Origin of the sequence: Paenarthrobacter sp. R1 (assembly GCF_030264015.1) — a bacterium.
Taxonomy (GTDB): Bacteria; Actinomycetota; Actinomycetes; order Actinomycetales; family Micrococcaceae; genus Arthrobacter; species Arthrobacter ureafaciens.
In genome coordinates, this window is record NZ_CP127115.1 from 1,560,258 (window position 1) to 1,582,637 (window position 22,380).

General features: G+C 64.4%; 24 protein-coding genes and 2 pseudogenes. 14 read left to right on the plus strand and 12 right to left on the minus strand.

Going from position 1 to position 22,380, the window contains the following annotated elements; translation table 11 throughout:
* Nucleotides 1-29 precede the first annotated feature (29 nt).
* The 5 genes from QN084_RS07550 to QN084_RS07575 all read left to right on the plus strand — a co-directional run bounded on the left by QN084_RS07550 (nt 30) and on the right by QN084_RS07575 (nt 4,690).
* Nucleotides 30-269 carry a hypothetical protein gene (locus QN084_RS07550; protein ID WP_139128027.1) on the plus strand — a complete coding sequence of 80 codons (240 nt, stop codon included), beginning with the start codon at nt 30-32 and terminating at the stop codon, nt 267-269.
* 243 nt (nt 270-512) lie between these two features.
* Nucleotides 513-1,328 carry a hypothetical protein gene (locus tag QN084_RS07555; RefSeq protein WP_193786414.1) on the plus strand — a complete coding sequence of 272 codons (816 nt, stop codon included), beginning with the start codon at nt 513-515 and terminating at the stop codon, nt 1,326-1,328.
* A gap of 191 nt (nt 1,329-1,519) precedes the next feature.
* Nucleotides 1,520-2,437, plus strand: coding sequence for a sulfonamide-resistant dihydropteroate synthase Sul1 (sul1, locus tag QN084_RS07565; protein WP_264450154.1), 918 nt, complete (start codon nt 1,520-1,522; stop codon nt 2,435-2,437).
* Nucleotides 2,403-3,167: an IS6-like element IS6100 family transposase gene (locus QN084_RS07570; protein ID WP_001389365.1), complete on the plus strand. Its 765-nt coding sequence runs from the start codon at nt 2,403-2,405 to the stop codon at nt 3,165-3,167. The genes sul1 and QN084_RS07570 overlap by 35 nt, the downstream gene beginning before the upstream one ends.
* Nucleotides 3,168-3,316: 149 nt before the next feature.
* On the plus strand, nt 3,317-4,690 hold the full coding sequence (locus QN084_RS07575) for an MFS transporter (protein ID WP_206599974.1): 1,374 nt from the start codon (nt 3,317-3,319) through the stop codon (nt 4,688-4,690).
* 102 nt (nt 4,691-4,792) lie between these two features.
* On the opposite strand, the gene QN084_RS07580 is transcribed toward QN084_RS07575, so the two are convergent.
* Nucleotides 4,793-5,392 (minus strand): flavin reductase family protein, encoded by a 600-nt coding sequence (locus QN084_RS07580; protein WP_264398798.1) that lies wholly within the window; start codon nt 5,390-5,392, stop codon nt 4,793-4,795.
* A 23-nt stretch (nt 5,393-5,415) separates the two neighbouring features.
* Nucleotides 5,416-5,538, minus strand: a complete 123-nt coding sequence (locus tag QN084_RS07585) for a hypothetical protein (protein ID WP_264398796.1) — start codon at nt 5,536-5,538, stop codon at nt 5,416-5,418.
* A 119-nt stretch (nt 5,539-5,657) separates the two neighbouring features.
* Between QN084_RS07585 and QN084_RS07590 the strand changes: the two genes are divergently transcribed.
* Entirely contained in the window at nt 5,658-6,422 is a 765-nt protein-coding gene (locus tag QN084_RS07590) for an IS6-like element IS6100 family transposase (RefSeq protein WP_001389365.1), read from the plus strand.
* A gap of 98 nt (nt 6,423-6,520) precedes the next feature.
* Here the strand turns inward: QN084_RS07590 and QN084_RS24160 are convergent.
* The 4 genes and pseudogenes from QN084_RS24160 to QN084_RS07610 all read right to left on the minus strand — a co-directional run.
* Nucleotides 6,521-6,712, minus strand: a pseudogene (locus QN084_RS24160) (IS3-like element ISAar24 family transposase); the annotation flags it as partial.
* A gap of 234 nt (nt 6,713-6,946) precedes the next feature.
* Nucleotides 6,947-7,252: a transposase gene (locus tag QN084_RS07600; protein WP_069694883.1), complete on the minus strand. Its 306-nt coding sequence runs from the start codon at nt 7,250-7,252 to the stop codon at nt 6,947-6,949.
* A 64-nt stretch (nt 7,253-7,316) separates the two neighbouring features.
* Nucleotides 7,317-7,550: pseudogene (locus tag QN084_RS07605) on the minus strand (IS3 family transposase); the annotation flags it as partial.
* A gap of 25 nt (nt 7,551-7,575) precedes the next feature.
* Entirely contained in the window at nt 7,576-8,589 is a 1,014-nt protein-coding gene (locus tag QN084_RS07610; RefSeq protein WP_318255052.1) for a transposase, read from the minus strand.
* A 55-nt stretch (nt 8,590-8,644) separates the two neighbouring features.
* On the opposite strand from QN084_RS07610, the gene QN084_RS07615 reads away from it, so the two are divergent.
* Entirely contained in the window at nt 8,645-10,051 is a 1,407-nt protein-coding gene (locus QN084_RS07615; RefSeq protein ID WP_069694881.1) for an IS1380 family transposase, read from the plus strand.
* Nucleotides 10,052-10,205: 154 nt separating this feature from the next.
* Here QN084_RS07615 and QN084_RS07620 read toward each other — a convergent pair whose 3' ends face one another.
* Both QN084_RS07620 and QN084_RS07625 read right to left on the minus strand, forming a co-directional pair.
* Nucleotides 10,206-10,766 (minus strand): YceI family protein, encoded by a 561-nt coding sequence (locus QN084_RS07620; protein ID WP_069694882.1) that lies wholly within the window; start codon nt 10,764-10,766, stop codon nt 10,206-10,208.
* 28 nt (nt 10,767-10,794) lie between these two features.
* The gene (locus tag QN084_RS07625) at nt 10,795-11,883 is read right to left on the minus strand and encodes an acyl-CoA dehydrogenase family protein (RefSeq protein ID WP_285751475.1); all 1,089 of its coding nucleotides are present in this window, start codon (nt 11,881-11,883) and stop codon (nt 10,795-10,797) included.
* Nucleotides 11,884-12,530: 647 nt separating this feature from the next.
* On the opposite strand from QN084_RS07625, the gene QN084_RS07630 reads away from it, so the two are divergent.
* Nucleotides 12,531-13,295 carry an IS6-like element IS6100 family transposase gene (locus QN084_RS07630; protein ID WP_001389365.1) on the plus strand — a complete coding sequence of 255 codons (765 nt, stop codon included), beginning with the start codon at nt 12,531-12,533 and terminating at the stop codon, nt 13,293-13,295.
* 127 nt (nt 13,296-13,422) lie between these two features.
* On the opposite strand, the gene QN084_RS07635 is transcribed toward QN084_RS07630, so the two are convergent.
* Nucleotides 13,423-14,460 (minus strand): Lrp/AsnC family transcriptional regulator, encoded by a 1,038-nt coding sequence (locus QN084_RS07635; protein ID WP_021472825.1) that lies wholly within the window; start codon nt 14,458-14,460, stop codon nt 13,423-13,425.
* 144 nt (nt 14,461-14,604) lie between these two features.
* Between QN084_RS07635 and QN084_RS07640 the strand changes: the two genes are divergently transcribed.
* A complete protein-coding gene (locus QN084_RS07640; protein ID WP_021472826.1) occupies nt 14,605-15,822 on the plus strand; it encodes a M20 metallopeptidase family protein in 1,218 nt (405 codons plus the stop codon).
* 15 nt (nt 15,823-15,837) lie between these two features.
* Nucleotides 15,838-17,130, plus strand: coding sequence for an MFS transporter (locus tag QN084_RS07645; protein ID WP_021472827.1), 1,293 nt, complete (start codon nt 15,838-15,840; stop codon nt 17,128-17,130).
* 71 nt (nt 17,131-17,201) lie between these two features.
* On the opposite strand, the gene QN084_RS07650 is transcribed toward QN084_RS07645, so the two are convergent.
* Entirely contained in the window at nt 17,202-18,437 is a 1,236-nt protein-coding gene (locus tag QN084_RS07650; RefSeq protein WP_069696814.1) for an MFS transporter, read from the minus strand.
* A 166-nt stretch (nt 18,438-18,603) separates the two neighbouring features.
* Between QN084_RS07650 and trmB the strand changes: the two genes are divergently transcribed.
* The 3 genes from trmB to QN084_RS07665 are packed head-to-tail and all read left to right on the plus strand — an operon-like array spanning nt 18,604 to nt 20,413.
* Entirely contained in the window at nt 18,604-19,509 is a 906-nt protein-coding gene (gene trmB / locus QN084_RS07655; protein WP_069696763.1) for a tRNA (guanosine(46)-N7)-methyltransferase TrmB, read from the plus strand.
* Nucleotides 19,510-19,530: 21 nt separating this feature from the next.
* On the plus strand, nt 19,531-19,923 hold the full coding sequence (locus tag QN084_RS07660) for a hypothetical protein (protein ID WP_031216667.1): 393 nt from the start codon (nt 19,531-19,533) through the stop codon (nt 19,921-19,923).
* Between the two features lies 1 nt (nt 19,924).
* The gene (locus QN084_RS07665; protein WP_069696764.1) at nt 19,925-20,413 is read left to right on the plus strand and encodes an SRPBCC family protein; all 489 of its coding nucleotides are present in this window, start codon (nt 19,925-19,927) and stop codon (nt 20,411-20,413) included.
* Here QN084_RS07665 and QN084_RS07670 read toward each other — a convergent pair.
* Together QN084_RS07670 and QN084_RS07675 are read right to left on the minus strand one after the other, a co-directional pair.
* Entirely contained in the window at nt 20,396-21,058 is a 663-nt protein-coding gene (locus QN084_RS07670; RefSeq protein WP_021472832.1) for an anti-sigma factor family protein, read from the minus strand. The genes QN084_RS07665 and QN084_RS07670 overlap by 18 nt on opposite strands.
* Complete coding sequence (locus tag QN084_RS07675) at nt 21,055-21,552, minus strand: sigma-70 family RNA polymerase sigma factor (protein WP_021472833.1); 498 nt, start codon at nt 21,550-21,552, stop codon at nt 21,055-21,057. Before QN084_RS07675 ends, QN084_RS07670 begins: the two co-directional genes overlap by 4 nt.
* Nucleotides 21,553-21,684: 132 nt before the next feature.
* Here QN084_RS07675 and QN084_RS07680 point away from each other — a divergent pair, with 132 nt between their 5' ends.
* Complete coding sequence (locus tag QN084_RS07680; RefSeq protein WP_031216668.1) at nt 21,685-22,197, plus strand: COG4315 family predicted lipoprotein; 513 nt, start codon at nt 21,685-21,687, stop codon at nt 22,195-22,197.
* Nucleotides 22,198-22,380: the final 183 nt, after the last annotated feature.

Genomic DNA, 22,380 nt, shown 5'->3' on the forward strand with positions numbered 1-22,380 from the left:
GCGTTGACGCTAGCTCTAGCGTTAGTCGCATGGCAGAGAGAGCACGCCGGCGCCGCGGGTCGGCTGTCGGCAACCCCGTGATCTTCGCGCCGGTTGTCGAGCCCGCGAAGCAAATCGTTGTCGACACCGCCGACGCCCTCGGCATCTCCCAGGCGGCCGCACTTGAAGTGATCCTCCTGGCTATGCCTCTTGATCGCGACGGCGTTCCCGCGTTCGTAGACCGCGGCCGCTTCCAACGGAATGAGGAGCTGCCTATTCCAGCCGCATAGAACGAGCGAGCCCCCGCCTCTTACGAGACGGGGGCCGAAGCTGAGTGCCTGATCTTCTGAGTTTGGCGACGCGGTAGATCGAGGCGAATATCCGAAACCGGCCGACAAGGCCGGGGCCGTGTCATGTCCTAGGTCTAGGAGATTGGTGCCATCATAGCGCGCCCGACCCACGATGCATATAGCGACGCCCCTGGCGCGTCGTGGTCGCTGACGCGCGCCCTCAGCCCTCGACCGAGCGTGCGTGTGGCGGCCGTCGACGCCTACGGCGAGGTCGTGAATCGCTACACCGGCCACCAGCTCGTCGACGGTGACGAGCCGACTCGCCCGTGGGCGGTCTACCTGGCTGGCACTGATCGCCGGTTCCGGCTGCTCGGCTTCGACCTCGACGCCAAGACGGACGGCTCGGCTGCAGCGGCGGCGCGTGACGCCGACGTGATCGCGGGCCTCCTCACAGATGCTGGCATCGCGCACGTGATCTGCGAGTCCGGCCCCTCCCAAGGTCGGCACGTGTGGGTCGCCCTGGCCGAGAGCGTCGACCAGGAGACGATCGCCACTCTGGCCCGTCTCACGCGCCACCTGTGCCCCACGCTCGACACATCGCCGCTCAGCAACCCCGATACAGGTTGTGTGCGCCCACCAGGCGCGCCGCACCGCGACGGCGGCCGCTCGACCGTGCTCCGCGGCGAGCTGCACGCGCTCACCACGCCCACGACCACCGCGGCTCAGGTCCGCGCCGTCGTCGAGGCCCTGGCCCAGCTCGTCGACGACGCCGAGCCTACGGGCAGGATCGACCCCAAGCGGCCGATTCCTCTCGACGAGCACGGACGGCTCTACCTGCCCGGCCCACGCCGCGAACTCACCGCGCGTAGCGCGGCCGCGCTACGCGAAGACGCTGCAGCCGGGGACGCCTCAGCGGTGCTCTGGCGCATCCTCATCGGCGCCGCCGCCGCCAGGTGGCGACACGCGGAGATCGCCGCCCTCGTCGACGAAGCACCCGGCTTAGAACACGTCCGCACCTACAGGGACCGCCCAGTGGACATAAGCCTGTTCGGTTCGTAAGCTGTAATGCAAGTAGCGTATGCGCTCACGCAACTGGTCCAGAACCTTGACCGAACGCAGCGGTGGTAACGGCGCAGTGGCGGTTTTCATGGCTTGTTATGACTGTTTTTTTGTACAGTCTATGCCTCGGGCATCCAAGCAGCAAGCGCGTTACGCCGTGGGTCGATGTTTGATGTTATGGAGCAGCAACGATGTTACGCAGCAGGGTGACGGTGTTCGGCATTCTGAATCTCACCGAGGACTCCTTCTTCGATGAGAGCCGGCGGCTAGACCCCGCCGGCGCTGTCACCGCGGCGATCGAAATGCTGCGAGTCGGATCAGACGTCGTGGATGTCGGACCGGCCGCCAGCCATCCGGACGCGAGGCCTGTATCGCCGGCCGATGAGATCAGACGTATTGCGCCGCTCTTAGACGCCCTGTCCGATCAGATGCACCGTGTTTCAATCGACAGCTTCCAACCGGAAACCCAGCGCTATGCGCTCAAGCGCGGCGTGGGCTACCTGAACGATATCCAAGGATTTCCTGACCCTGCGCTCTATCCCGATATTGCTGAGGCGGACTGCAGGCTGGTGGTTATGCACTCAGCGCAGCGGGATGGCATCGCCACCCGCACCGGTCACCTTCGACCCGAAGACGCGCTCGACGAGATTGTGCGGTTCTTCGAGGCGCGGGTTTCCGCCTTGCGACGGAGCGGGGTCGCTGCCGACCGGCTCATCCTCGATCCGGGGATGGGATTTTTCTTGAGCCCCGCACCGGAAACATCGCTGCACGTGCTGTCGAACCTTCAAAAGCTGAAGTCGGCGTTGGGGCTTCCGCTATTGGTCTCGGTGTCGCGGAAATCCTTCTTGGGCGCCACCGTTGGCCTTCCTGTAAAGGATCTGGGTCCAGCGAGCCTTGCGGCGGAACTTCACGCGATCGGCAATGGCGCTGACTACGTCCGCACCCACGCGCCTGGAGATCTGCGAAGCGCAATCACCTTCTCGGAAACCCTCGCGAAATTTCGCAGTCGCGACGGCTCTGTTGCAAAAATCGTGAAGCTTGAGCATGCTTGGCGGAGATTGGACGGACGGAACGATGACGGATTTCAAGTGGCGCCATTTCCAGGGTGATGTGATCCTGTGGGCGGTGCGCTGGTATTGTCGCTATCCGATCAGCTATCGCGACCTTGAGGAAATGCTGGCGGAACGCGGCATTTCGGTCGACCATACGACGATCTATCGCTGGGTCCAGTGCTACGCCCCGGAGATGGAGAAGCGGCTGCGCTGGTTCTGGCGGCGTGGCTTTGATCCGAGCTGGCGCCTGGATGAAACCTACGTCAAGGTGCGGGGCAAGTGGACCTACCTGTACCGGGCAGTCGACAAGCGGGGCGACACGATCGATTTCTACCTGTCGCCGACCCGCAGCGCCAAGGCAGCGAAGCGGTTCCTGGGCAAGGCCCTGCGAGGCCTGAAGCACTGGGAAAAGCCTGCCACGCTCAATACCGACAAAGCGCCGAGCTATGGTGCAGCGATCACCGAATTGAAGCGCGAAGGAAAGCTGGACCGGGAGACGGCCCACCGGCAGGTGAAGTATCTCAATAACGTGATCGAGGCCGATCACGGAAAGCTCAAGATACTGATCAAGCCGGTGCGCGGTTTCAAATCGATCCCCACGGCCTATGCCACGATCAAGGGATTCGAAGTCATGCGAGCCCTGCGCAAAGGACAGGCTCGCCCCTGGTGCCTGCAGCCCGGCATCAGGGGCGAGGTGCGCCTTGTGGAGAGAGCTTTTGGCATTGGGCCCTCGGCGCTGACGGAGGCCATGGGCATGCTCAACCACCATTTCGCAGCAGCCGCCTGATCGGCGCAGAGCGACAGCCTACCTCTGACTGCCGCCAATCTTTGCAACAGAGCCCAACAGAGCCGTATGATGAATCCTTGTTCCGCGACGATGCGGACGGGAGTCGTCTCGACGTCGAGGCACGACTTGCACACCCCTAGGAGGAATCCGTGACATCCGTACGGGAATCGATCGACCGCGCTCCGATGAGCGCGTATCAAGTCCTGGTCGTCGTCATCTGCCTGGCCATCGTGCTGGCCGAGGGCTTCGACCTTCTCATCATGGCGTTCAGCGCCTCCGGCGTCGCTCAGGAGTGGTCGCTCAGCGGCTCCGAGGTCGGGATTTTGCTGAGCGCCGCCCTGTTCGGTATGGCATTCGGATCGGCGTTCCTCGCACCGCTCGCCGACCGAATCGGGCGCCGTATGCAGACCCTGGGGTGCCTCCTTCTCGTGGCGATCGCGATGCTGCTCGCGTCGTTCTCCACGAGCTTCGTGCAACTCGGCATCTGGCGTGTGCTCACCGGTCTCGGCATCGGCGGGCTCGCGGCGAGCCTGCCCGTGGTCGTCGCGGAGTTCTCGCCGCAACGACGTCGCACCACGATGCTCGCGATCTACACGATCGGGCTCCCGCTGGGCGGCGTGATCGGCGGGCTCATCGCCGGCGCCCTCGCCGCCTACGGCTGGCGCGCGAGCTTCACCGTCGGCGCCGGCATCACGTTCGTCCTCTTCCTCGTCGTGCTCTTTGCGATGCCCGAGTCGATCGATTACCTGCTCGTGCGACGCCCGAAGAACGCGCTCGCCCGCGTCAACAAGACTCTGCAATGGATGCGTATCGCGCCGATCGCCGAGCTGCCCGCGGTGGAGCACCGTAAGGACGACACGGTCAAGGGAGCGATCTTCACGGGGCGCAACGGGATCCGCTCCGCTCTCCTCGGATTCGTCTTCTTCGTCTTCAACGCAGGGTTCTACTTCGCCACGAGCTGGACCCCGCGGCTTCTCGAGCAGACCAGTCAGTCCGCGCAGCAGGGAATCACGGGCGGGACGCTGCTGAACCTCGGCGGCGCGGCGGGCGCGCTGCTGTTCGGCCTGCTCGCGCTGAAGTTCCGGCTCCGCTGGCTCGCCGCCGTTACCGTCGCCTGTGCGGCTCTCTCCCTGGTCGCCATGAGCGTGACGCTCGGGGGGTCCGCCGGCGCGCTCGTGGTGGCCACGATCGTCGGAGCACTGCTCAACGCAATTGCGTCGGGCCTGTACGCGCTCGCATCCGCCTCTTACCCCGCCGCGGTGCGCACGACCGCAGTGGGGTGGGTCGTTGCGATCGGCCGCGTGGGAGCCATCCTCGCTCCGATCATGGCGGGCGTCCTTCTGGACGGCGGGTGGACTGCGTCGGGGCTGTACCTGTTCTTCGCCGTCCTGCTCCTCCTGGGTGCGGGCGCCATCGCCCTCATCCGGCTGCCGAAGGACGCGGAGGCCTCGCCGATCGCTGCGGCCGGCTCAGACCCGGTGGCACAGGAGAGCGTCGCGTCCGCGGTGGACGAGCGCCCCTGAGGCAGGGCGGTCGCGTCTCACCGGCGCGCGGCCGCATAGACCGTGAGACGAGGGGTGACGGATGCCGCGGCATCCGTCACCCCTCGCTCGTCGTCTGCCGGGTCAGTAGCCTTCTTCGTCGACGAACCAGGCACGCACCGGTCGTTCGTGAGAGCGCAGGTGTCGGTAGTTGCCCTTGAAGAAGACGAGCGGGTCACCGCTGTGCCAGCCCAGCGGACTGATCTCGTTGACGGCGCCGACGACGATGTAGTGGTCGCCCGCCTCGTACTCCGCGACGGTCTCGCAGTCCACCCACAGCAGGGTGTCGTCGAGCACGGGGTTGCCGGCGGCGCTGGGCCCCCACCCGACCCCTGCCCACTTGTCGGAGGCGCGCCGCGCGAACTGGTTCGAGAGGTCGGACTGGTTGTGCGCCAGCACGTTGACGCAGAATCTGCCGGTCGCGCGGAGGCGTGGATAGCTGCCCGAGGTGGTCATGACGCTGAACGAGACGAGCGGCGGCTCGAGGGAGACGCTGTAGAACGACTGGCAGGTGAAGCCGATCGGCCCGCTGTCGTCGTAGCCGGTGATGATGGTGATGCCGGAGGCGTAGTGGCCCATGCTGTCGCGCATCTCGCGCGGGTCGATATCGGTTCGTCCCGATCGCACGGTGCGGTAGCTCGCGGCATCCGTGAATCGGATCCGCTCTGGTTCGCGCTCTTCCACGAGGCCTTCTTGGCGTCGTCAGCCTACTCGTCGATGACGAGCTTGCGGTGGAGCCACCAGTCGCGGCGCTGCAGGTTGCGGTACCCGCCCTTGAAGAAGAGGAGCGGCTCGCCACGATGCCAGTCGACCGGGCTGAGCTCTTTCACCTCGCCGACCACGATGTAGTGGTCGCCGGCGAGGTGCTCGTCGCGCAGCTCGCAGTCGGGCTCTGTTGCAAAAATCGTGAAGCTTGAGCATGCTTGGCGGAGATTGGACGGACGGAACGATGACGGATTTCAAGTGGCGCCATTTCCAGGGTGATGTGATCCTGTGGGCGGTGCGCTGGTATTGTCGCTATCCGATCAGCTATCGCGACCTTGAGGAAATGCTGGCGGAACGCGGCATTTCGGTCGACCATACGACGATCTATCGCTGGGTCCAGTGCTACGCCCCGGAGATGGAGAAGCGGCTGCGCTGGTTCTGGCGGCGTGGCTTTGATCCGAGCTGGCGCCTGGATGAAACCTACGTCAAGGTGCGGGGCAAGTGGACCTACCTGTACCGGGCAGTCGACAAGCGGGGCGACACGATCGATTTCTACCTGTCGCCGACCCGCAGCGCCAAGGCAGCGAAGCGGTTCCTGGGCAAGGCCCTGCGAGGCCTGAAGCACTGGGAAAAGCCTGCCACGCTCAATACCGACAAAGCGCCGAGCTATGGTGCAGCGATCACCGAATTGAAGCGCGAAGGAAAGCTGGACCGGGAGACGGCCCACCGGCAGGTGAAGTATCTCAATAACGTGATCGAGGCCGATCACGGAAAGCTCAAGATACTGATCAAGCCGGTGCGCGGTTTCAAATCGATCCCCACGGCCTATGCCACGATCAAGGGATTCGAAGTCATGCGAGCCCTGCGCAAAGGACAGGCTCGCCCCTGGTGCCTGCAGCCCGGCATCAGGGGCGAGGTGCGCCTTGTGGAGAGAGCTTTTGGCATTGGGCCCTCGGCGCTGACGGAGGCCATGGGCATGCTCAACCACCATTTCGCAGCAGCCGCCTGATCGGCGCAGAGCGACAGCCTACCTCTGACTGCCGCCAATCTTTGCAACAGAGCCGTCTGGCGCATGTCGATCGCCCAGCCGACGACCTTGCGCGAGTAGACGTCGATGACACAGCAGCAGTAGATCTTCCCTTCGCGGGTGGGGTGCTCGGTGATGTCCGTGCACCACAGCTGGTTAGGAGCGGTCGCGGTGAAGTTGCGGTTGACCAGATCCTCGGTCGTTACGAGATGTTCGCGATTTACATACCGTTTGCGGGTGCCGGCCAGCCCGCGCAAGCCCGTGCGTGCCATCACCCGCGCCACCTGGTCCCGGCCGACGCGGATTTCCGCCCGTGCCCGAGTTCGGCGTGCACACGGCGGGCGCCGTAGCAGCCGCGGGAGGCGCGGTGGATGTTCGCGATCGTCTCGGCGAGCATCTCGTGGCAGATCGTGCGCTGGCTCATCGGTCTGTCGCGCCTGCCCGGTGGCCGCGGTCGGTGACGCGGAGCACGCGGCAAGCGGTTGCGATGCTGATGCCCTGCCCGGTCAGGGCCGCGACGACCGGGAACCGCCTTTTGGGCGGATCCTCTCGTCCTTCAATATTGACGCGGCAAGACGAGTGGCGGAGAGCTCTTCTTCAAGCTCCCGGATTCGACGGCGCGCATCAGTCAGCTCCGCGGTCAGCGTGCTGTCGACGCCAGGGATATCGCCAGCATCGATGCGCTCCTGGCGCCATCGATAGATCGTCGCTGCCGAGATCCGCAACTCTGCGGCCAGCTCTCCTGCGTCGCGGCCGTCGTGAACAAGCGCGAGCACGCGCTCACGGAACTGGGGTGAGTACTGACGAGGCATGGACGTAAGGCTCTCTCTACGGGGCCAGATTCGCACAACAGAGCGGAACGAAACTCATTAGACGTCATCGGGCGGCTTGGGAGGCGGGTGTTCCCAAGGGTGTGTCGAGGCCAGCGTAGTAGTCGGCCTCAACGTCGGCAGGGGCGCGCATGTCGAGCTCTCCGTGGAGGCGCTGGTTGTTCCACCACCACACGTACTCGAGCGTCGCGAGTTCGACCTGCTCGACCGTGCGCCACGGGCCGCAGCGGCGGATCAGTTCGGTCTTATAAAGCCCGTTGACGGCCTCGGCCATCGCGTTGATGCTCCTATATTTCGCAAGTCTGTCAGGCGGCAGACGTGAGCGCGATTTCTCCTCGTGTGGCCGCGCTGTCCGGAGGCGGCAGCAGGTGGTAGATCTCGCGGGCGAGGTAGCGCTTGAGGCATCGAATGATCTCCCGCTTCGAGAGTCCCTCCGCAGTGCGTCGAGTGACGTAATCGATCGTTGGCTGGTGCCATCGCATCCGCACGATCACGACACGATAAAGCGCGGCGTTGGCCTGCCTGTTACCGCCACGATTCAAGCGATGGCGACCGTTCGTCTTGCCCGATCCGGCGGGGATGGGACACGCACCACACATCTTCGCGAACGCGGCCTCGGAGTGGATGCGCGTGCTGTTGTCGCCCGCGGTGATGAGCATCTCGGCGGCGATGTCGAGGCCGATCCCGACGGCTTCGACCAGGCGTGGCGCGATAGCTCTGGTCTGCTTCTTGAGGTGCCGGCTGTGGATCTTCACTTCCTCGTGGAGGTCGAACCAGCGTCGTGCCAGCGATCCGAGAACGTGCCGCATCGCTGCTTCCGGGTCGGTCAGCGAGGTGTTTGACGGGAGTTGCGCGCATGCGGCGACGAGCTTGAAATCGGTCAGGTGCTCGAGTTCGGCGCGGAGTTCGTCGCTCGCGGTGACGAGGGTCGCTTTGAGCGTGATCATCGCCGTGGTCCGCGATTTCACCGCAGTATCGCGGGCGATCTTGATCAACCGCAGCGCTTCGATCTCGCCGTCCGCGGTCTTCGGCTGCGCCATCGTCATGCCCGAAAGCACTTGGCGGGCGGTGTGCTCGGCATCGACAGTGTCGCTCTTGCCAGACATGCGACGCTCCCCGCGGCGCGGTGGGCGGTGAACCTCACGAACCGTGGTGCCGTGGCGGCGAAGGAAGCGGGCAAGCCCAACACCATAGGAGCCGGTGCCCTCGACGCCGAAGGCGATCAGCCGTCCGTCTGCCCCGACGTGGTTAAGCCTCGATCCACCGGTGCGGCGGGGTTCTGAGCGGGTGCCGTGACACGGAAATGCCCCTCTGATCAGGAAGAATAGAGCTTGTCTAAGGTCCTATTCGCCCGATCCGAGAGGCATCTCGTAGATGCAATTCAAGCACGCCCCGGCCGCGGTGTCCGCGGTCTTCGACGATCCGAATCTGGTGTCGGCCGCGGGTCTGGTCCCGATGCTCCGGCTCGCGCAGCACGCGGGGGTGGATCGGCTCGCGCAGGCGCGGTTGACCGTGCCGACGGACAAGGGCTCCAACGCCGGTTCGAAGGTGATGGCGCTGGTGGCGGGGATGGTCGCCGGGGCGGACTCGATCGACGACATGAACGTGCTGCGCCACGGCGGGATGGGCCGCCTGTTTCACCGGGCGTATGCGCCGTCGACGCTGGGATCGTTCCTGCGCGAGTTCACCTTCGGGCACGTCCGCCAGCTCGACGCCGTCTCCTCTCGCGTCGTTCAGAACCTCGCCGGTCAGACGCCGCTTCTGCGGCTCCGAGACGGGGAGCGGGTGATGGTGGATCTGGATGACACGATCATCGAGGTGCACGGGTATCAGAAGCAGGGCGCGGGGTTCGGGTACTCCGGCGTGCGCGGCTTGAACGCCCTGATCGCGACAGCGTCGACGTCATCGTCGGCGCCGGTGATCCTCGGTCAGCGGCTCCGACAGGGCAAGACCGGGTCTCCGAAGGGTGCCGCGAGGATCGTCGGCGACGCCCTGGCGACTCTGCGCCGGATGAGCCTCGGGAACGGGGCGCGGCCGCTGCTGCGGGCGGACTCCGCGTTCTACGGCCACGCCACCATCGGCACCGCCATCACCGCCGGCGCGGACGTGTCGGTCACCGTCCGGATGGACCCGGCCGTGAAAGCCGCGATCGCCACCATCGCCGAGGATGCGTGGGAGATGATCGAGTACCCGAACGCGATCCGCGACGAATCCACCGGGCGGTGGATCTCCAAAGCCGAGGTCGCCGAGGTCCCGTTCACCGCGTTCCGGTCGAGGAAGAAGGCCGAACGCATCGAGGGCCGGCTCGTGGTCCGGCGCATCCCCGACCTGGGCCCGACGCGGGTGGAGCAGCCGACGCTGTTCGACGTCTTCCGGCATCACGCGTTCTTCACCACCACAGCGAAGAACGCGATCGGCACGGTGGTCGCAGACAAGACCCACCGCGGTCACGCGATCATCGAGCAAGTCCACGCCGACCTCAAAGCCGGCCCGCTCGCGCACCTCCCGTCCGGAGTGTTCACCGCGAACAGCGCCTGGCTCGTGCTCGCCGTGATCGCATTCAACCTCACCCGCGCCGCCGGGATCATCGCCGACCGGGCCGGACGGCTCGCGAAAGCGACAACCGCGACCATCCGCCGCACCCTCGTCACGGTGCCGGCGCGGCTGGCGCGCTCCGCGCGCCGCATCACACTGCACCTCCCGAGCACCTGGCCCTGGGAAGCAGCGTTCGCGCGACTGTTCGCCGTCACCCACGCGCCACCGCCATCGGTAGCCACCTGACCATCGCCGCGCACGGCACGATCGACAACCCAGTGGACGACCGGGATGCGATGCCCGGAACTCAGCCCTGCCCTCAACACATCACCGCGCGCCCCCCGCGACGAACCGCGCCACCGAGGTTCATCGGTGGATCGAGGCTAAGCCGTGGTAGTCATCAATCTTCCAAAAGGAATCCCTCGAGCTCAAGGAGGATGGTCACTTCCTTGCCTACAACCAGCCCACCCGTCTCGATAGTTGCGTTCCAGGTGAGGCCGAAATCCTCTCGATTGATCGTCGCCACCGCGGATGCTCCAGCCCGATACCGCCCGTCCGTGTCAGGCCCGAATCCACCGAATTCGACCTTGAAGGCGACAGACCGTGTGACGCCACGGATGGTCAGATCACCATTGACTATATAGCAGTCGCTACTAAGGCTTGCGCTCTTTGATTCAAACTGGATGGTTGGGAAGTTTTCCACATCGAGGAATTCCGCGGATCGAAGATGAAGGTCGCGAGCTTCGAGATTCGTGTTGACAGACGCCGCGTCGACTGTTGCCGTGAGGGAGAAGACAAGCGGGTCTTCGGTTGCTATCAGGCTAGCGGATTTCACACCGAACGAGCCACGCACCTTCGACACCATCATGTGCCGAACAGTGAATCCGACTTCGCTGTGATCGGGATCAAGAACCCACTCTCCCGGGCGAAAACCGGGTAGATCGCCAACTGTATTCTGCATCTTATTTCCTCTCAGAGACACGCGAATGTCAGATTGCGATCACGAATTCTTCGTCGCCCAAGAGAGTTCTTCCATAGCACTCCTTTGAGACACCCACGTTGACCATTGCATGACGGCTCGCTGTTCCTGCGTCGCGCCAGATCTGCTGGAGCGGGCTTGTTGAGGCGAATGCTGCCGAACCCACAGCGGTCAACAATCTCTCGATCGCCTCACGACACTGCACCGCGATAGATGCGGTGTCCATCCGAATTCGCGCGCGAGTAGGTAGATCGATGGCGCCGCCATTGAATACTGCCGCCGCGTCGATGTCGTAGCACGCGCGTTTAGCCAGCATGCGTGCTACGTCGATCGCGTTCGCAGCCTCGGCAACTGCGATCTGGTTGGAGGGTGCTTCGCTTCCCTTTCGATACTTCGTTTTGGTGACACCTCGTTGGGGGAGGATTTCGAGGGCGAAGTCGAGGGCTGCCTGCGCAAGGCCGATCTGTGCCGCAACGAGGATCAGGGTGTGGTTGGGGGCGAGAGGCGTGAGATACTCAACCTCGTCGACGAACTCCGATGCGTAGTTACCCTCCATCAGGTCTACGAACGTCTGAGTTCGATAGTCTGGCGCGAAGAGATCTCTGCCAACGATCGTGTTGCTTCCCGAGCCGCGCATGCCGGCGACGTACCAAGTGTCTTCGACAGTAACTTCGTTGATTGGCAGGAGTGTCATCATCCACACTGTTTCACCGTCGATCTCGACGTCGAACCCTAGCTCCGCCCACTGCGCGTGAAGCGAGCCCGAGGCATATGGCCAGCGGCCACTGATTAGATAGCCCCCATCGACCCGACGTGCCGACGCAGTAGGACCGGCAGCCGGGCGGGTCGCTGTTGTAATCCGTGCGCGAGGGTTGGCACCCCAAATCTCATCCTGGGCCTGTCGCGAGTAGGTGCCGACGTCCCACGCATTGGAGTTGAGCAACCCGAACGCCCAGGCAGTCCCGCCGTCTCCCCGCGCGATTTCCGCCGTCAGGTCGAAGAGGGTCCGGAAGTTCGCCTGGAATCCGCCGTACCGACGCGGGGTGCAAACCTGGAATAGGTCGAGCTCCTCCATCTTGTCGATCACAACCTGTGACACGCGGCGATCCCGATCGCTGTCCAGCGCGTGTTCTCGAACGAGAGGGTATAGCGACCGCGCTTTTTTCATTAGATCGGCATCCGGCTGCGAGATCCTTGAATCAGGACCGGATACATCTACGGGCACGGTTGTCCAGGCTGGCGATCCCATCTTCATTCTCTCCTTTGAAACTGCAGTATGTCGCGTCCATCATCTTCGGCCAGCATGAATCTACACTGATCACGTTTATGATAGATGAACAGATCGGTCAGTGTCTACTGGCGATCTCGTGTTCAACGCGAGATTTAGTTAGGCGAGCTGAACGTGCTGGGGCAGCAGCCGCAGAACGCCTGCTAACGAGGGAAGCCAACCACCAAACCAGGTGGGACTCTCGCCTTCGCGGTGCCACGTCGTCTCGACTCATGTCACAGTCGCTAAACCGAGCTGGGCGCAAGATCCGTATCCGTGCCAGATGGTCAAGGCCGCGGACGGGGTGTATCGGTGATCGTGTGATCCCTCGTGTTCGGGGTTATGCGGTGAGGGCTCGGAGGTCGGGTTCGATCACCTCCTCGGTGTCGGGTTCGCCGACGCGCCGTGCGGCGGCGAGGGCTCTGTTGCAAAAATCGTGAAGCTTGAGCATGCTTGGCGGAGATTGGACGGACGGAACGATGACGGATTTCAAGTGGCGCCATTTCCAGGGTGATGTGATCCTGTGGGCGGTGCGCTGGTATTGTCGCTATCCGATCAGCTATCGCGACCTTGAGGAAATGCTGGCGGAACGCGGCATTTCGGTCGACCATACGACGATCTATCGCTGGGTCCAGTGCTACGCCCCGGAGATGGAGAAGCGGCTGCGCTGGTTCTGGCGGCGTGGCTTTGATCCGAGCTGGCGCCTGGATGAAACCTACGTCAAGGTGCGGGGCAAGTGGACCTACCTGTACCGGGCAGTCGACAAGCGGGGCGACACGATCGATTTCTACCTGTCGCCGACCCGCAGCGCCAAGGCAGCGAAGCGGTTCCTGGGCAAGGCCCTGCGAGGCCTGAAGCACTGGGAAAAGCCTGCCACGCTCAATACCGACAAAGCGCCGAGCTATGGTGCAGCGATCACCGAATTGAAGCGCGAAGGAAAGCTGGACCGGGAGACGGCCCACCGGCAGGTGAAGTATCTCAATAACGTGATCGAGGCCGATCACGGAAAGCTCAAGATACTGATCAAGCCGGTGCGCGGTTTCAAATCGATCCCCACGGCCTATGCCACGATCAAGGGATTCGAAGTCATGCGAGCCCTGCGCAAAGGACAGGCTCGCCCCTGGTGCCTGCAGCCCGGCATCAGGGGCGAGGTGCGCCTTGTGGAGAGAGCTTTTGGCATTGGGCCCTCGGCGCTGACGGAGGCCATGGGCATGCTCAACCACCATTTCGCAGCAGCCGCCTGATCGGCGCAGAGCGACAGCCTACCTCTGACTGCCGCCAATCTTTGCAACAGAGCCAGCGGACCCTCGAAGACCCGGATGGCAACCCTGCCACCATCATGGATACCGTCCTTCGGGCTACGAGGAAGCCCTAAGCGCTCGCCGGGAGCAGCTCGCCGAAGGGTGGCACCACGGTTCCGGTGCACGTGGAGTCCGGGTTGAGCATCCAGCCCACCCGCTTGGCGGTGTTCAGCATGACGACGCTCTCCTCCAGTTCGATCCCCGGGATCCGCTGCTGGATGGCAAGTTCCATCTCCATCACTTCGGCCAGGGTGCGCAGCCACATGATCATGGTGAAGTTGGTCCGCCCCGTGGTTGAGGCCAGGAACCGCACGTTCCGGATGGCCCGCAATTCCGTGGCCGCGGCTTCGTGCTGGCCGGCCGGGACGTTGGCGAACCACTGCACGGTCACGGGGTAGCCGGAGAATTTCTGTGCGATCTCGCAGCGGAAGGAGAGCATGCGGCTGCCGAGCACGCGGGTGAGTTGGCGCTGGACAGTGGCCGGGTGGCGGCCCAGGGCCCGGGCAATTTCCGCGGCTGTGGCACGGCCGTCGCGGGCCAGGAAGGGGATGAGTGCCAGGTGGCTTTCGGGCAGCGGCACAACAATGGCGTCCGGTGCGGGCGGGTTAGCCGACTCGGGACCGGCCATTGCGCGCAATGCCTGCTGTTCAGCCTTGGTGAGGACGTTAAGCCGCCAGGCGTAGCCACTTGTATGGATCCTGGTGCACAGGGACGTGTGGTACTTGGTGAGGCCCCGGACTTCCTTGAGCCGGGGCAGCAAACCGGTACTGAAGTGATCCAGGTCCTGCGTGATGACGGTCAGGGTGAGGTCCCGGTTGCTGGCCGCCTCCTCCACGGTGATCACCTCGGGCAACCGGGCGAGGGCCGCGGTGACGTCGGGCCGAAGATCCATGTCGCAATCGACGTCCACCATCGCCAGGCACATGTTCTTGGGGTCACCCATCAAGTGGGCGGTCGTCCACGCAGCACCTTGGGCTTTGAGCCGGTCCCAACGGGCGGCCAGGGTGGTGGCATGGACGCCCAGGACGTCGCCGGCGTCGGACCAGCTGATCCTGGGTGAAATCTGCAGGGCGTTGATGAGGCGCAGGTCTTCCTCACTGAGTTCCATGTCCCCAATTCTCTCCCGCTTGCATGAATCCTGCACCTTTCACACATGCCATGCATATTTCCTGATCTTTCGGGCCTTGTGAGGTGCATCACCGCAGAATGATCTAAGAGAAGCGCAAGCCGAACAAACCACAGGAGACCCCGCATGACCATCGCCGCCGACGCCCAGGAACTCCGCGAAGACATCGTCCGACTCCGGCACCAACTGCACCGCGAACCGGAGATCGGACTGCATCTCCCCCGCACCCAGGAAAAAGTACTCCAAGCGCTGGACGGACTTCCGTACGAGATCACGCTGGGCAAGGACACGACGTCGGTCACCGCAGTCCTGCGGGGCGGTGCGGCCCACGCTTCGGCCCGGAAGCCGGTGGTGCTCCTGCGCGCCGACATGGATGGATTGCCAGTCCAGGAAACAACCGGCGTGGACTATACCTCCCGGGTGGACGGAGCCATGCACGCCTGCGGCCACGACCTCCACACCTCCATGCTCGCCGGAGCCGCAACCCTCCTGGCCGAACGCCGCCACCAAATCGCTGGAGACGTGGTCCTCATGTTCCAGCCGGGCGAAGAAGGATTCGACGGTGCCAGCTACATGATCAACGAAGGCGTCCTCGACGCTGCCGGGCGCCGGGCGGACACCGCCTACGGAATGCACGTGTTCTCCTCGCTGGAGCCGCACGGGCAGTTCGTCACGAAGGACGGCGTGATGCTCAGTTCCTCCGACGGGCTGGTGGTCACGGTCCTCGGCGCGGGCGGCCACGGGTCGGCCCCGCATTCCGCCAAGGACCCCGTCACTGCCGCGGCGGAAATGGTCACGGCCCTGCAGGTCATGGTCACCCGCCAGTTCAACATGTTCGATCCCGTGGTCCTCACCGTCGGGGTGTTGCACGCAGGGACCAAACGGAACGTCATCCCGGAAACCGCACGCATCGAAGCCACCATCCGGACCTTCTCCGAAGCGTCCAGGCAGAAGATGATGGAAGCAGTTCCCCGGTTGCTCAAAGGCATCGCCGCAGCACACGGATTGGAGGTGGACGTGGACTACCAGGAGGAGTACCCGCTCACCATCAACGACGAGGACGAAACGAACACCGCCGAGAAAGTCATTGCCGGCATGTTCGGAGACTCCCGCCTCACCCGGATGGCCACCCCGCTCAGCGGCTCCGAGGACTTCTCCCGCGTGCTGGCCGAGGTCCCCGGAACCTTCGTGGGACTCAGTGCCGTTGCCCCCGGCGCCGATCCCTCGACGTCGCCCTTCAACCACTCCCCTTACGCAACGTTCGACGACGGCGTCCTCACCGACGGTGCCGCGCTTTACGCCGAACTGGCCGTGTCCCGCATCGCCGCGCTCGCCGCCAACTGACTCCTGGAGAACCAGATGACAACCACTGTTGGAACCCCTGCCGACATCAAGGTCCACAAGTCGCACGTCCGCACCCTTGTGGGTACCGGCATCGGCAACGCCGTTGAATGGTACGACTGGGCTATTTACGCCACGTTCTCGCCCTTCATCGCGAGCGCGTTGTTCAGCGCGGCCGACCCCACCTCTGCCGTGCTGTCCACGCTGGCGATCTTCGCCGTCGGATTCGTAGCCCGGCCGTTCGGCGGGTTCGTGTTCGGCTGGATAGGCGACCGGATTGGACGCAAAACGTCAATGACTGTTGCCGTGGCCCTCGGCGCCATCGGCAGCATGTTGATCGGCGTGGCCCCCACGTTCGAGTCCGTCGGCGCCTTCGCATCCGTGATGCTCCTGGTGGCCCGCCTCATCCAGGGCCTGGCCCACGGTGGCGAGCTGCCGTCGTCGCAAACGTACCTTTCGGAGATGGCGCCCAAGGAAAAGCGCGGCTTCTGGGCCACCCTCATTTACACCTCCGGCACGGCCGGGATCCTTGCAGGCACGTTGCTCGGCGCCGTCCTGACCGCTGTGCTCAGCAAGGAAGACATGAGCGCGTGGGGTTGGCGTATCCCGTTCCTCATCGGTGGCGCCCTGGGCGTTTATGCCTTGTTCATGCGGGCCAAGATGAAGGAAACCGAGGCTTTCGAGGCCGAGTCCCCCAAGGAAAAGCGCGCCCCGATGTGGCCGCAGATCGTGAAGTACCGCAAGCAGGCCCTGCAGGTCATCGGGCTCACCGTGGGCCTCACGGTGGTGTACTACATCTGGGGTGTCGTGGCACCGAGCTACGCAGCGACGGCCCTCAAGATGGACCGCGGTGCTGCGTTGTGGGCAGGCGTGATCGCCAATGTGGTGTTCATTGCAGCCTTGCCGTTCTGGGGTCGCCTGTCTGACCGGATCGGCCGGAAGCCCGTCCTCATCATGTCCTCCGCCGGCGCCGCGCTGTTCCACTTCCCCATGACCTGGCTGCTGAAGGATTCTCCGTGGCAGCTGACCGTGTCCATGTCCGTGATGCTGTTCTTCATCGCCGGCAGCGCCGCGATCGTCCCCGCCGTCTACGCGGAGCTCTTCCCGACCCACATCCGGACCGTCGGCGTGGGCGTTCCCTACTCGATCTGCGTGGCCGTGTTCGGCGGCACCGCCCCTTACCTGCAGACGTGGCTGGGAACGATCGGCCAGGCGTACCTGTTCAACGTTTACGCCGTGATCCTGCTGCTGGTGGGTATCCTGTTCGCCTTCCTGATCCCCGAAACCAAGGGCAAGGACCTGACCGCCTGACCCCTCCCAACTGGGTCGCAGCAGAGCACGTTTTGAACGTTCAAAACGCGCACTGCTGCGACTCAGTTGGGTTAGACGAAGCGGTTCCGGCCCGCCCTGAATCCGAAGAACGCCGCCAGCAAGCCGACCACCAGGAACAGGACCCCCGCCGCGGCGAAGCCACCCGTTGCCTGGTGGAGCTGGCCAACCATCAGCGTCCCTGTGGAACCCACCCCGTAGCCCACCCCCTGCATCATTCCGGAAAGGTGCGCTGCCGTGTGGGCGTCCCGGGTACGGAGCATGATCATGGTCAGCGCCACGGCAGTCAGTGACCCTTGGCCGAGCCCGAGCAACCCCGTCCACACCCAGATCAACTCAGTGGGCCCAAAGATGCTCAGGGCGAAGCCGCCGCCCGTCATGAGCGCCACCACCATGTTGATGACCCGCTGGTCCTTGAGCCGGGCAGCGAGCGCCGGGGCGAACAACGACCCCAGCATCTGCAGCACAATCGACACCGAGACGATCAGGCCCGCCGTGCCGCCGTCCACACCGCGGTCACGCAGGATCGGCGCCAGCCACGCGAACACGCTGAACGACATCATCGCCTGCAGCACCATGAACGCCGTCACCTGCCACGCCACCGCGGATCTCCACACATTCACCCCGCCCTTGAGGTGCTGGTGCCGTACGGGGTGCTGCCTGATGGCCGGCGGCAGGAAGAGCAAAAGTACGACGGCGGCCGGCACCGCCCAGAACCACAGCGCCGATGTCCAGTGGCCGGTTGCCGTAAAGACCGGATACGTGAACCCCGCTCCAAGTGCTGCGGAGGCACAGATCGCCGTGGTGTACAGGCCGCCCATCAAGCCGAGACGGTGCGGGAAATCCCTCTTCACCACGCCCGGAAGCAGCACGTTGCAAAGCGCGATGGCTGCACCGCACGCCGCTGTTCCCACCAGCAAGACGGGCAGGTGGCCTGCGCCGGGGAGCTCGGCCGGCCTCAGCAGGAGCCCTGCAGTAAGGACGGCCATCGCACCCAGCAACACCCTCTCTGCTCCGAACCTTCTCGCCAGGACGGGTGCCGTAGGTGCGAAGACACCCAGCAACGTCACCGGCACAGTAGTCAGCACCACAACAGACCAACCCGGCAGACCGGCGTCGGACGTTACTTCCGGCAGCACCGCGGAGAAGCTGGAGAAGACGGTCCTCAAGTTGAGGCCGATGAGGATCAGGCAGACCGCAAGATAAGCCAGCGCCCGCTTGCCTTTGAGCTGGGTGGGAGCCGGGGCCGGGTCTTCGTCGATCTCAGCGTCGACGGCGATCTCGGGCAAGGGGCGTTTCTCTTCGGACTTCTCTGTGCGCTTCTTGGTTCGGCTCTCTGCGGAGGCAGGCTTCTGGGAGGAGGTCACACGTCCTATTCTGTCAGGGCTGTTTACTGCTGCCCCTGTGGGACCGACTGTGACCCGGTTTTGGACGGCCAAGTATTCTGGAAGGGACATGAGTGAGACCCCAGATACCCCGCGCCCCATCACCCCCGGCAGCCAAGCTTCCTTTGGCACATACGGCGGCCGTCCGGTCAGCTTTGTGCGTCGAGGTACGCGCCTCCAGGGCCGCCGCCAGGCAGCCTGGGAAGAACATGCCGAACGCTGGGCTGTGCAGGTCCCCCGTCATGTGGCCAACACGTCCGTGCACCCGGACTACGTTTTTGACGCCGAGGCCGTGTTTGGACGCAAGGCCCCCCTGATCGTGGAGATCGGCTCCGGTTTGGGCGATGCAGTGGTCCATGCTGCCGAGCAGAACCCGGAAAAGGACTTCCTTGCCGTTGAGGTCTACACCCCCGGCCTGGCCAACACCATCATCAAGATCAACAGCCGCGGGCTGACCAACGTGCGCGTGGTGGAAGCCAACGCACCCGAGGTCCTGGAGTCCATGCTGCCCGCGGGCTCAGTCAGCGAACTCTGGGTATTCTTCCCGGATCCCTGGCACAAGGCCCGGCACCACAAGCGCCGGCTCATCCAGCCGGCTTTCGCATCCGTCGCGGCCAAGGCCCTCAAGAAGGGTGGCTACTGGCGGATTGCCACCGACTGGTCCAACTACGCCATCCACGTTCGGGAAGTCCTTGCAGGTTCCACGGAGTTCGAGAACATGCACGAAGGCGAGCGCAGCGGCGAGGAGAGCCCGTTGACGCAAGTCTGGCAATCCGGCGTCGAATCCGTTGTTGGCGGCGCCCCCGTCAAAGAGGGCCGCGCACCCGTCAGCACCGAGCACACCGGCCCCAACCAGGGCGTGGACGAGGTCGGCGGCTGGGCTCCCCGGTTCGACGGCCGGATCCGCACCAGCTTCGAGAACAAAGCCCACGAGGCCGGGCGCATGATCTTCGACCTCACCTACCGCAAGATCTAGTCCACGGACTCCGGGGGAACCATGAGCTACCAACCACCACTCGAATACCACCAGCAGCCACCCCGACCGGGGACGCGGGGGTTGGGGGCCGGCATTACCAGCATCGTGGCTGCCGTGCTCTCGCCGGTGGCGGCCGTGGTCAGTGTTCCGCTGGGCATCGCTGCGGTGGCTTCTGCCATGAGCCGCTTCAACGAGGGCAACGATGCGTGGTGGATCGGAGCTTTGGCCTTCGCCGCGTTGGCTGTTGCCTTGGCGATTGTGGCCGTGGTCTGCGGACTGATTGCCGTGTTCCGGGCAGGCCGCATGAACGCCGGGAGAATCACGGGCATCGTTGGGCTCTCCATCATGGCGGTCAACGTCTTCGGGGTGGCCTTCATGGTGATCTTGGTACTCGGATCCGGACAAGCGGGCTGATATGCCGCAGGTACGCGCAGAACGGTTCATCCGCCTGGATCCGGAGACCACCTTCGCCCTCTCCCAGACCACAGGCGCATTCAGGCTCACATGGGACCCGTTCATCTCGGCACAATCGTTCGTTGACGGCGCCACGAAGCCGGGCAAAGGGGTCCGCACGCGCACCGTCTCCCGGATGAAGCTGACCATGGTGACCGAGTACGTTTCCTACAATCCCCCACGAAACGTAGGAATGACCATGGTGGCCGGCCCCTGGTTCTTCGGCACCTTCGGAGGCGGGTGGCGGTTCACTCCGGAGCCCGGGGGCACCCGCGCGGTGTGGAAATACACGTTCTCCTGCAGGCCCGGCTGGCTGGCGCGTATCGCCGAAAAAATCGGGACATGGGTGTTGGGCCGCGAAATTGAGCGTCGGATCGAGGCCTTCGCGAGGGCATGCGAGGACCCCGCCCTCGTGGCCGAACTGCAAGCAGCATCACGGCACGGAGATTGACGCCACCGTCTTGTCCGAATCGTCCCTGAGCTCAACACCCGCGATGCCGGTCAGCTGGACAGGAGTGGCGCCGGTGATCTTGATGCGTCCGCTGGGCGTCGCCGTCCACCCGCACGTGCGTTCCTCAGCGCCGTCGCGCCCCTTGACCCACAGATAGAGCGTCCCTTCCAGCGGCATGCTCCGCCCCTCAACAGCCAACTCCGTGCCCCAGGTCTTCTTGACCATGCCAACCGTCAGCTGCAGGCCATCGCCCGACTGAACGGAATACGTGGCGTCAGGTTTCGGTGGCTGGTTCAGCAAAGGACCCGACAGGAATCCCAAGGCCAGGCACGCGGCGGCGACAGCCCCAACAACGGCTGCCCACCGCCGTCGTGATTTCCGCCTGCGGGTGGAGAGATCAACCAGGAGCGACGGCGGGACAGTCTCCAACGGCGCCAACGGCTGGCTTCCGCCCGCAACGGTGAGGGCGACTGCATCAGCGGCGGGGACGGCGTCGAGCAACGCGGGAAGGCTTTCGAGCTCCTCCAGCTCGCCGCGGCAGTCCGCGCAAGCGGCGAGGTGGTCCTCGAACGCGCGTGCCTCATCCGGCTCAAGGCCACCCAGCAGGTAGGCGCCCAGCAACTGGTGGACGGAATCGGCGTTCATTTTTCCACCCCCATTTCGTCAAGAATCGTTCGGAGGGCTTTCACTGCATAAAAAGCCCGGGACTTAACAGTGCCCACGGGGATGTTCAGGTGCAGCGCCGCCTCGGTGACCGTGTACCGCTGGTAGTGCAGGGCCACCAAGACTTCACGGTGTTCGTGGCTGAGCCGCAAAAGCGCTTCCTCCATGAGCACACGGTTCAAGAGCTCGTCCACGCGCTCGGTGGCGACGTGGTCCGGAAGTTCGTGCTCCTCTGCCTCCGCGGGCCTGCGCTGGGCCTTCCGGTAGTTGTCGATGATCACGTTCCGCGCGGTCCTGAAAAGGTAGCTTCGCAGGCTTCCCGTGATGTGCGGGGCGTGCTGCCACACTTTCAGGATGGTTTCCTGCACAACGTCGTCAGCCAGGTGCGCATCCGGGGTGCAACTGAGCACAAAACGCTTCAGGGCTGTGCCGTGGTCGCGGTAGATCGCTGCCACCACGTCCTCGTCCAACGGCATAGCCACCTCCTTCGATCCCACCCCATACGACGCCTTTTCCCGGCACACGGTTCACCATGAACCATTCTTCCCCCGGCGGCGTCTTAGGGTTAGCGCCGGCCCACTCCGGCCGGCCCGTCAAGGGAGCCAGTGATGAAGAATAGATTCAGCTTTGGACTTGGTGCTGTGGTCCTCGCGGTGGCCTTGGGAGGATGCGCCGGCAGTCCGGGCACGTCCACGTCCTCTGCACCGCCGGCGTCGTCATCCGTGTCCGCTCCCAGCACAGCAGAGGCAGACGCGGAGATGAAAGTGGCGTCCTCCAGCGCCGGCCCGATCGTGGTGGATGGCAAAGGAATGAGCCTCTACTTCTTCACGAAGGACGTCAAGGACTCCGGCAAGAGCGCCTGCGTGGATGCATGCCTTGCCGCCTGGCCCGTATTTACGACGACGGCGGACGCGCCCAAGGTTGATGGCGTCACCGGCACTGTGGGAACCATCGCCACGCCCGACGGGAAGAAGCAGGTCACGCTGAACGGCATGCCCCTGTACTACTACGCCCAGGACAAGGCCCCCGGTGATGTTGCGGGCCAGGGTGTGAACAACGTCTGGTACCTGGTGAGCCCCGGCGGAGAGATGATCAAGGGCGCTGCTGGTTCAGGCTACTGAGTGCCCTGCCGCATCCCCTCACCGATCGCCGATCGCCGAGTTCGCCGGAAGCGTGCCGAACCGCTGCAACGTTCCCTGCGCCCATGCACGTTTCCCACGAACCCGAGCGACCACCCCTGCTGTTATGCACGTTTCCCACGAACCCGAGCGACCACCCCTGCTGTTCGCGGGAAGCGTGCCGAA

Coding starts and splice junctions, on each gene's coding strand:
- QN084_RS07665 (WP_069696764.1), top strand. CDS start 19,925: ATGCCGCAGGTACGCGCAGAACGGTTCATCCGCCTGGATCCGGAGACC.
- QN084_RS07670 (WP_021472832.1), bottom strand. CDS start 21,058: ATGAACGCCGATTCCGTCCACCAGTTGCTGGGCGCCTACCTGCTGGGT.
- QN084_RS07630 (WP_001389365.1), top strand. CDS start 12,531: ATGACGGATTTCAAGTGGCGCCATTTCCAGGGTGATGTGATCCTGTGG.
- sul1 (WP_264450154.1), top strand. CDS start 1,520: ATGTTACGCAGCAGGGTGACGGTGTTCGGCATTCTGAATCTCACCGAG.
- QN084_RS07640 (WP_021472826.1), top strand. CDS start 14,605: ATGACCATCGCCGCCGACGCCCAGGAACTCCGCGAAGACATCGTCCGA.
- QN084_RS07550 (WP_139128027.1), top strand. CDS start 30: ATGGCAGAGAGAGCACGCCGGCGCCGCGGGTCGGCTGTCGGCAACCCC.
- QN084_RS07675 (WP_021472833.1), bottom strand. CDS start 21,552: ATGCCGTTGGACGAGGACGTGGTGGCAGCGATCTACCGCGACCACGGC.
- QN084_RS07600 (WP_069694883.1), bottom strand. CDS start 7,252: ATGCCTCGTCAGTACTCACCCCAGTTCCGTGAGCGCGTGCTCGCGCTT.
- QN084_RS07570 (WP_001389365.1), top strand. CDS start 2,403: ATGACGGATTTCAAGTGGCGCCATTTCCAGGGTGATGTGATCCTGTGG.
- QN084_RS07620 (WP_069694882.1), bottom strand. CDS start 10,766: ATGCAGAATACAGTTGGCGATCTACCCGGTTTTCGCCCGGGAGAGTGG.
- QN084_RS07680 (WP_031216668.1), top strand. CDS start 21,685: ATGAAGAATAGATTCAGCTTTGGACTTGGTGCTGTGGTCCTCGCGGTG.
- QN084_RS07590 (WP_001389365.1), top strand. CDS start 5,658: ATGACGGATTTCAAGTGGCGCCATTTCCAGGGTGATGTGATCCTGTGG.
- QN084_RS07645 (WP_021472827.1), top strand. CDS start 15,838: ATGACAACCACTGTTGGAACCCCTGCCGACATCAAGGTCCACAAGTCG.
- QN084_RS07635 (WP_021472825.1), bottom strand. CDS start 14,460: ATGGAACTCAGTGAGGAAGACCTGCGCCTCATCAACGCCCTGCAGATT.
- QN084_RS07660 (WP_031216667.1), top strand. CDS start 19,531: ATGAGCTACCAACCACCACTCGAATACCACCAGCAGCCACCCCGACCG.
- trmB (WP_069696763.1), top strand. CDS start 18,604: ATGAGTGAGACCCCAGATACCCCGCGCCCCATCACCCCCGGCAGCCAA.
- QN084_RS07615 (WP_069694881.1), top strand. CDS start 8,645: ATGCAATTCAAGCACGCCCCGGCCGCGGTGTCCGCGGTCTTCGACGAT.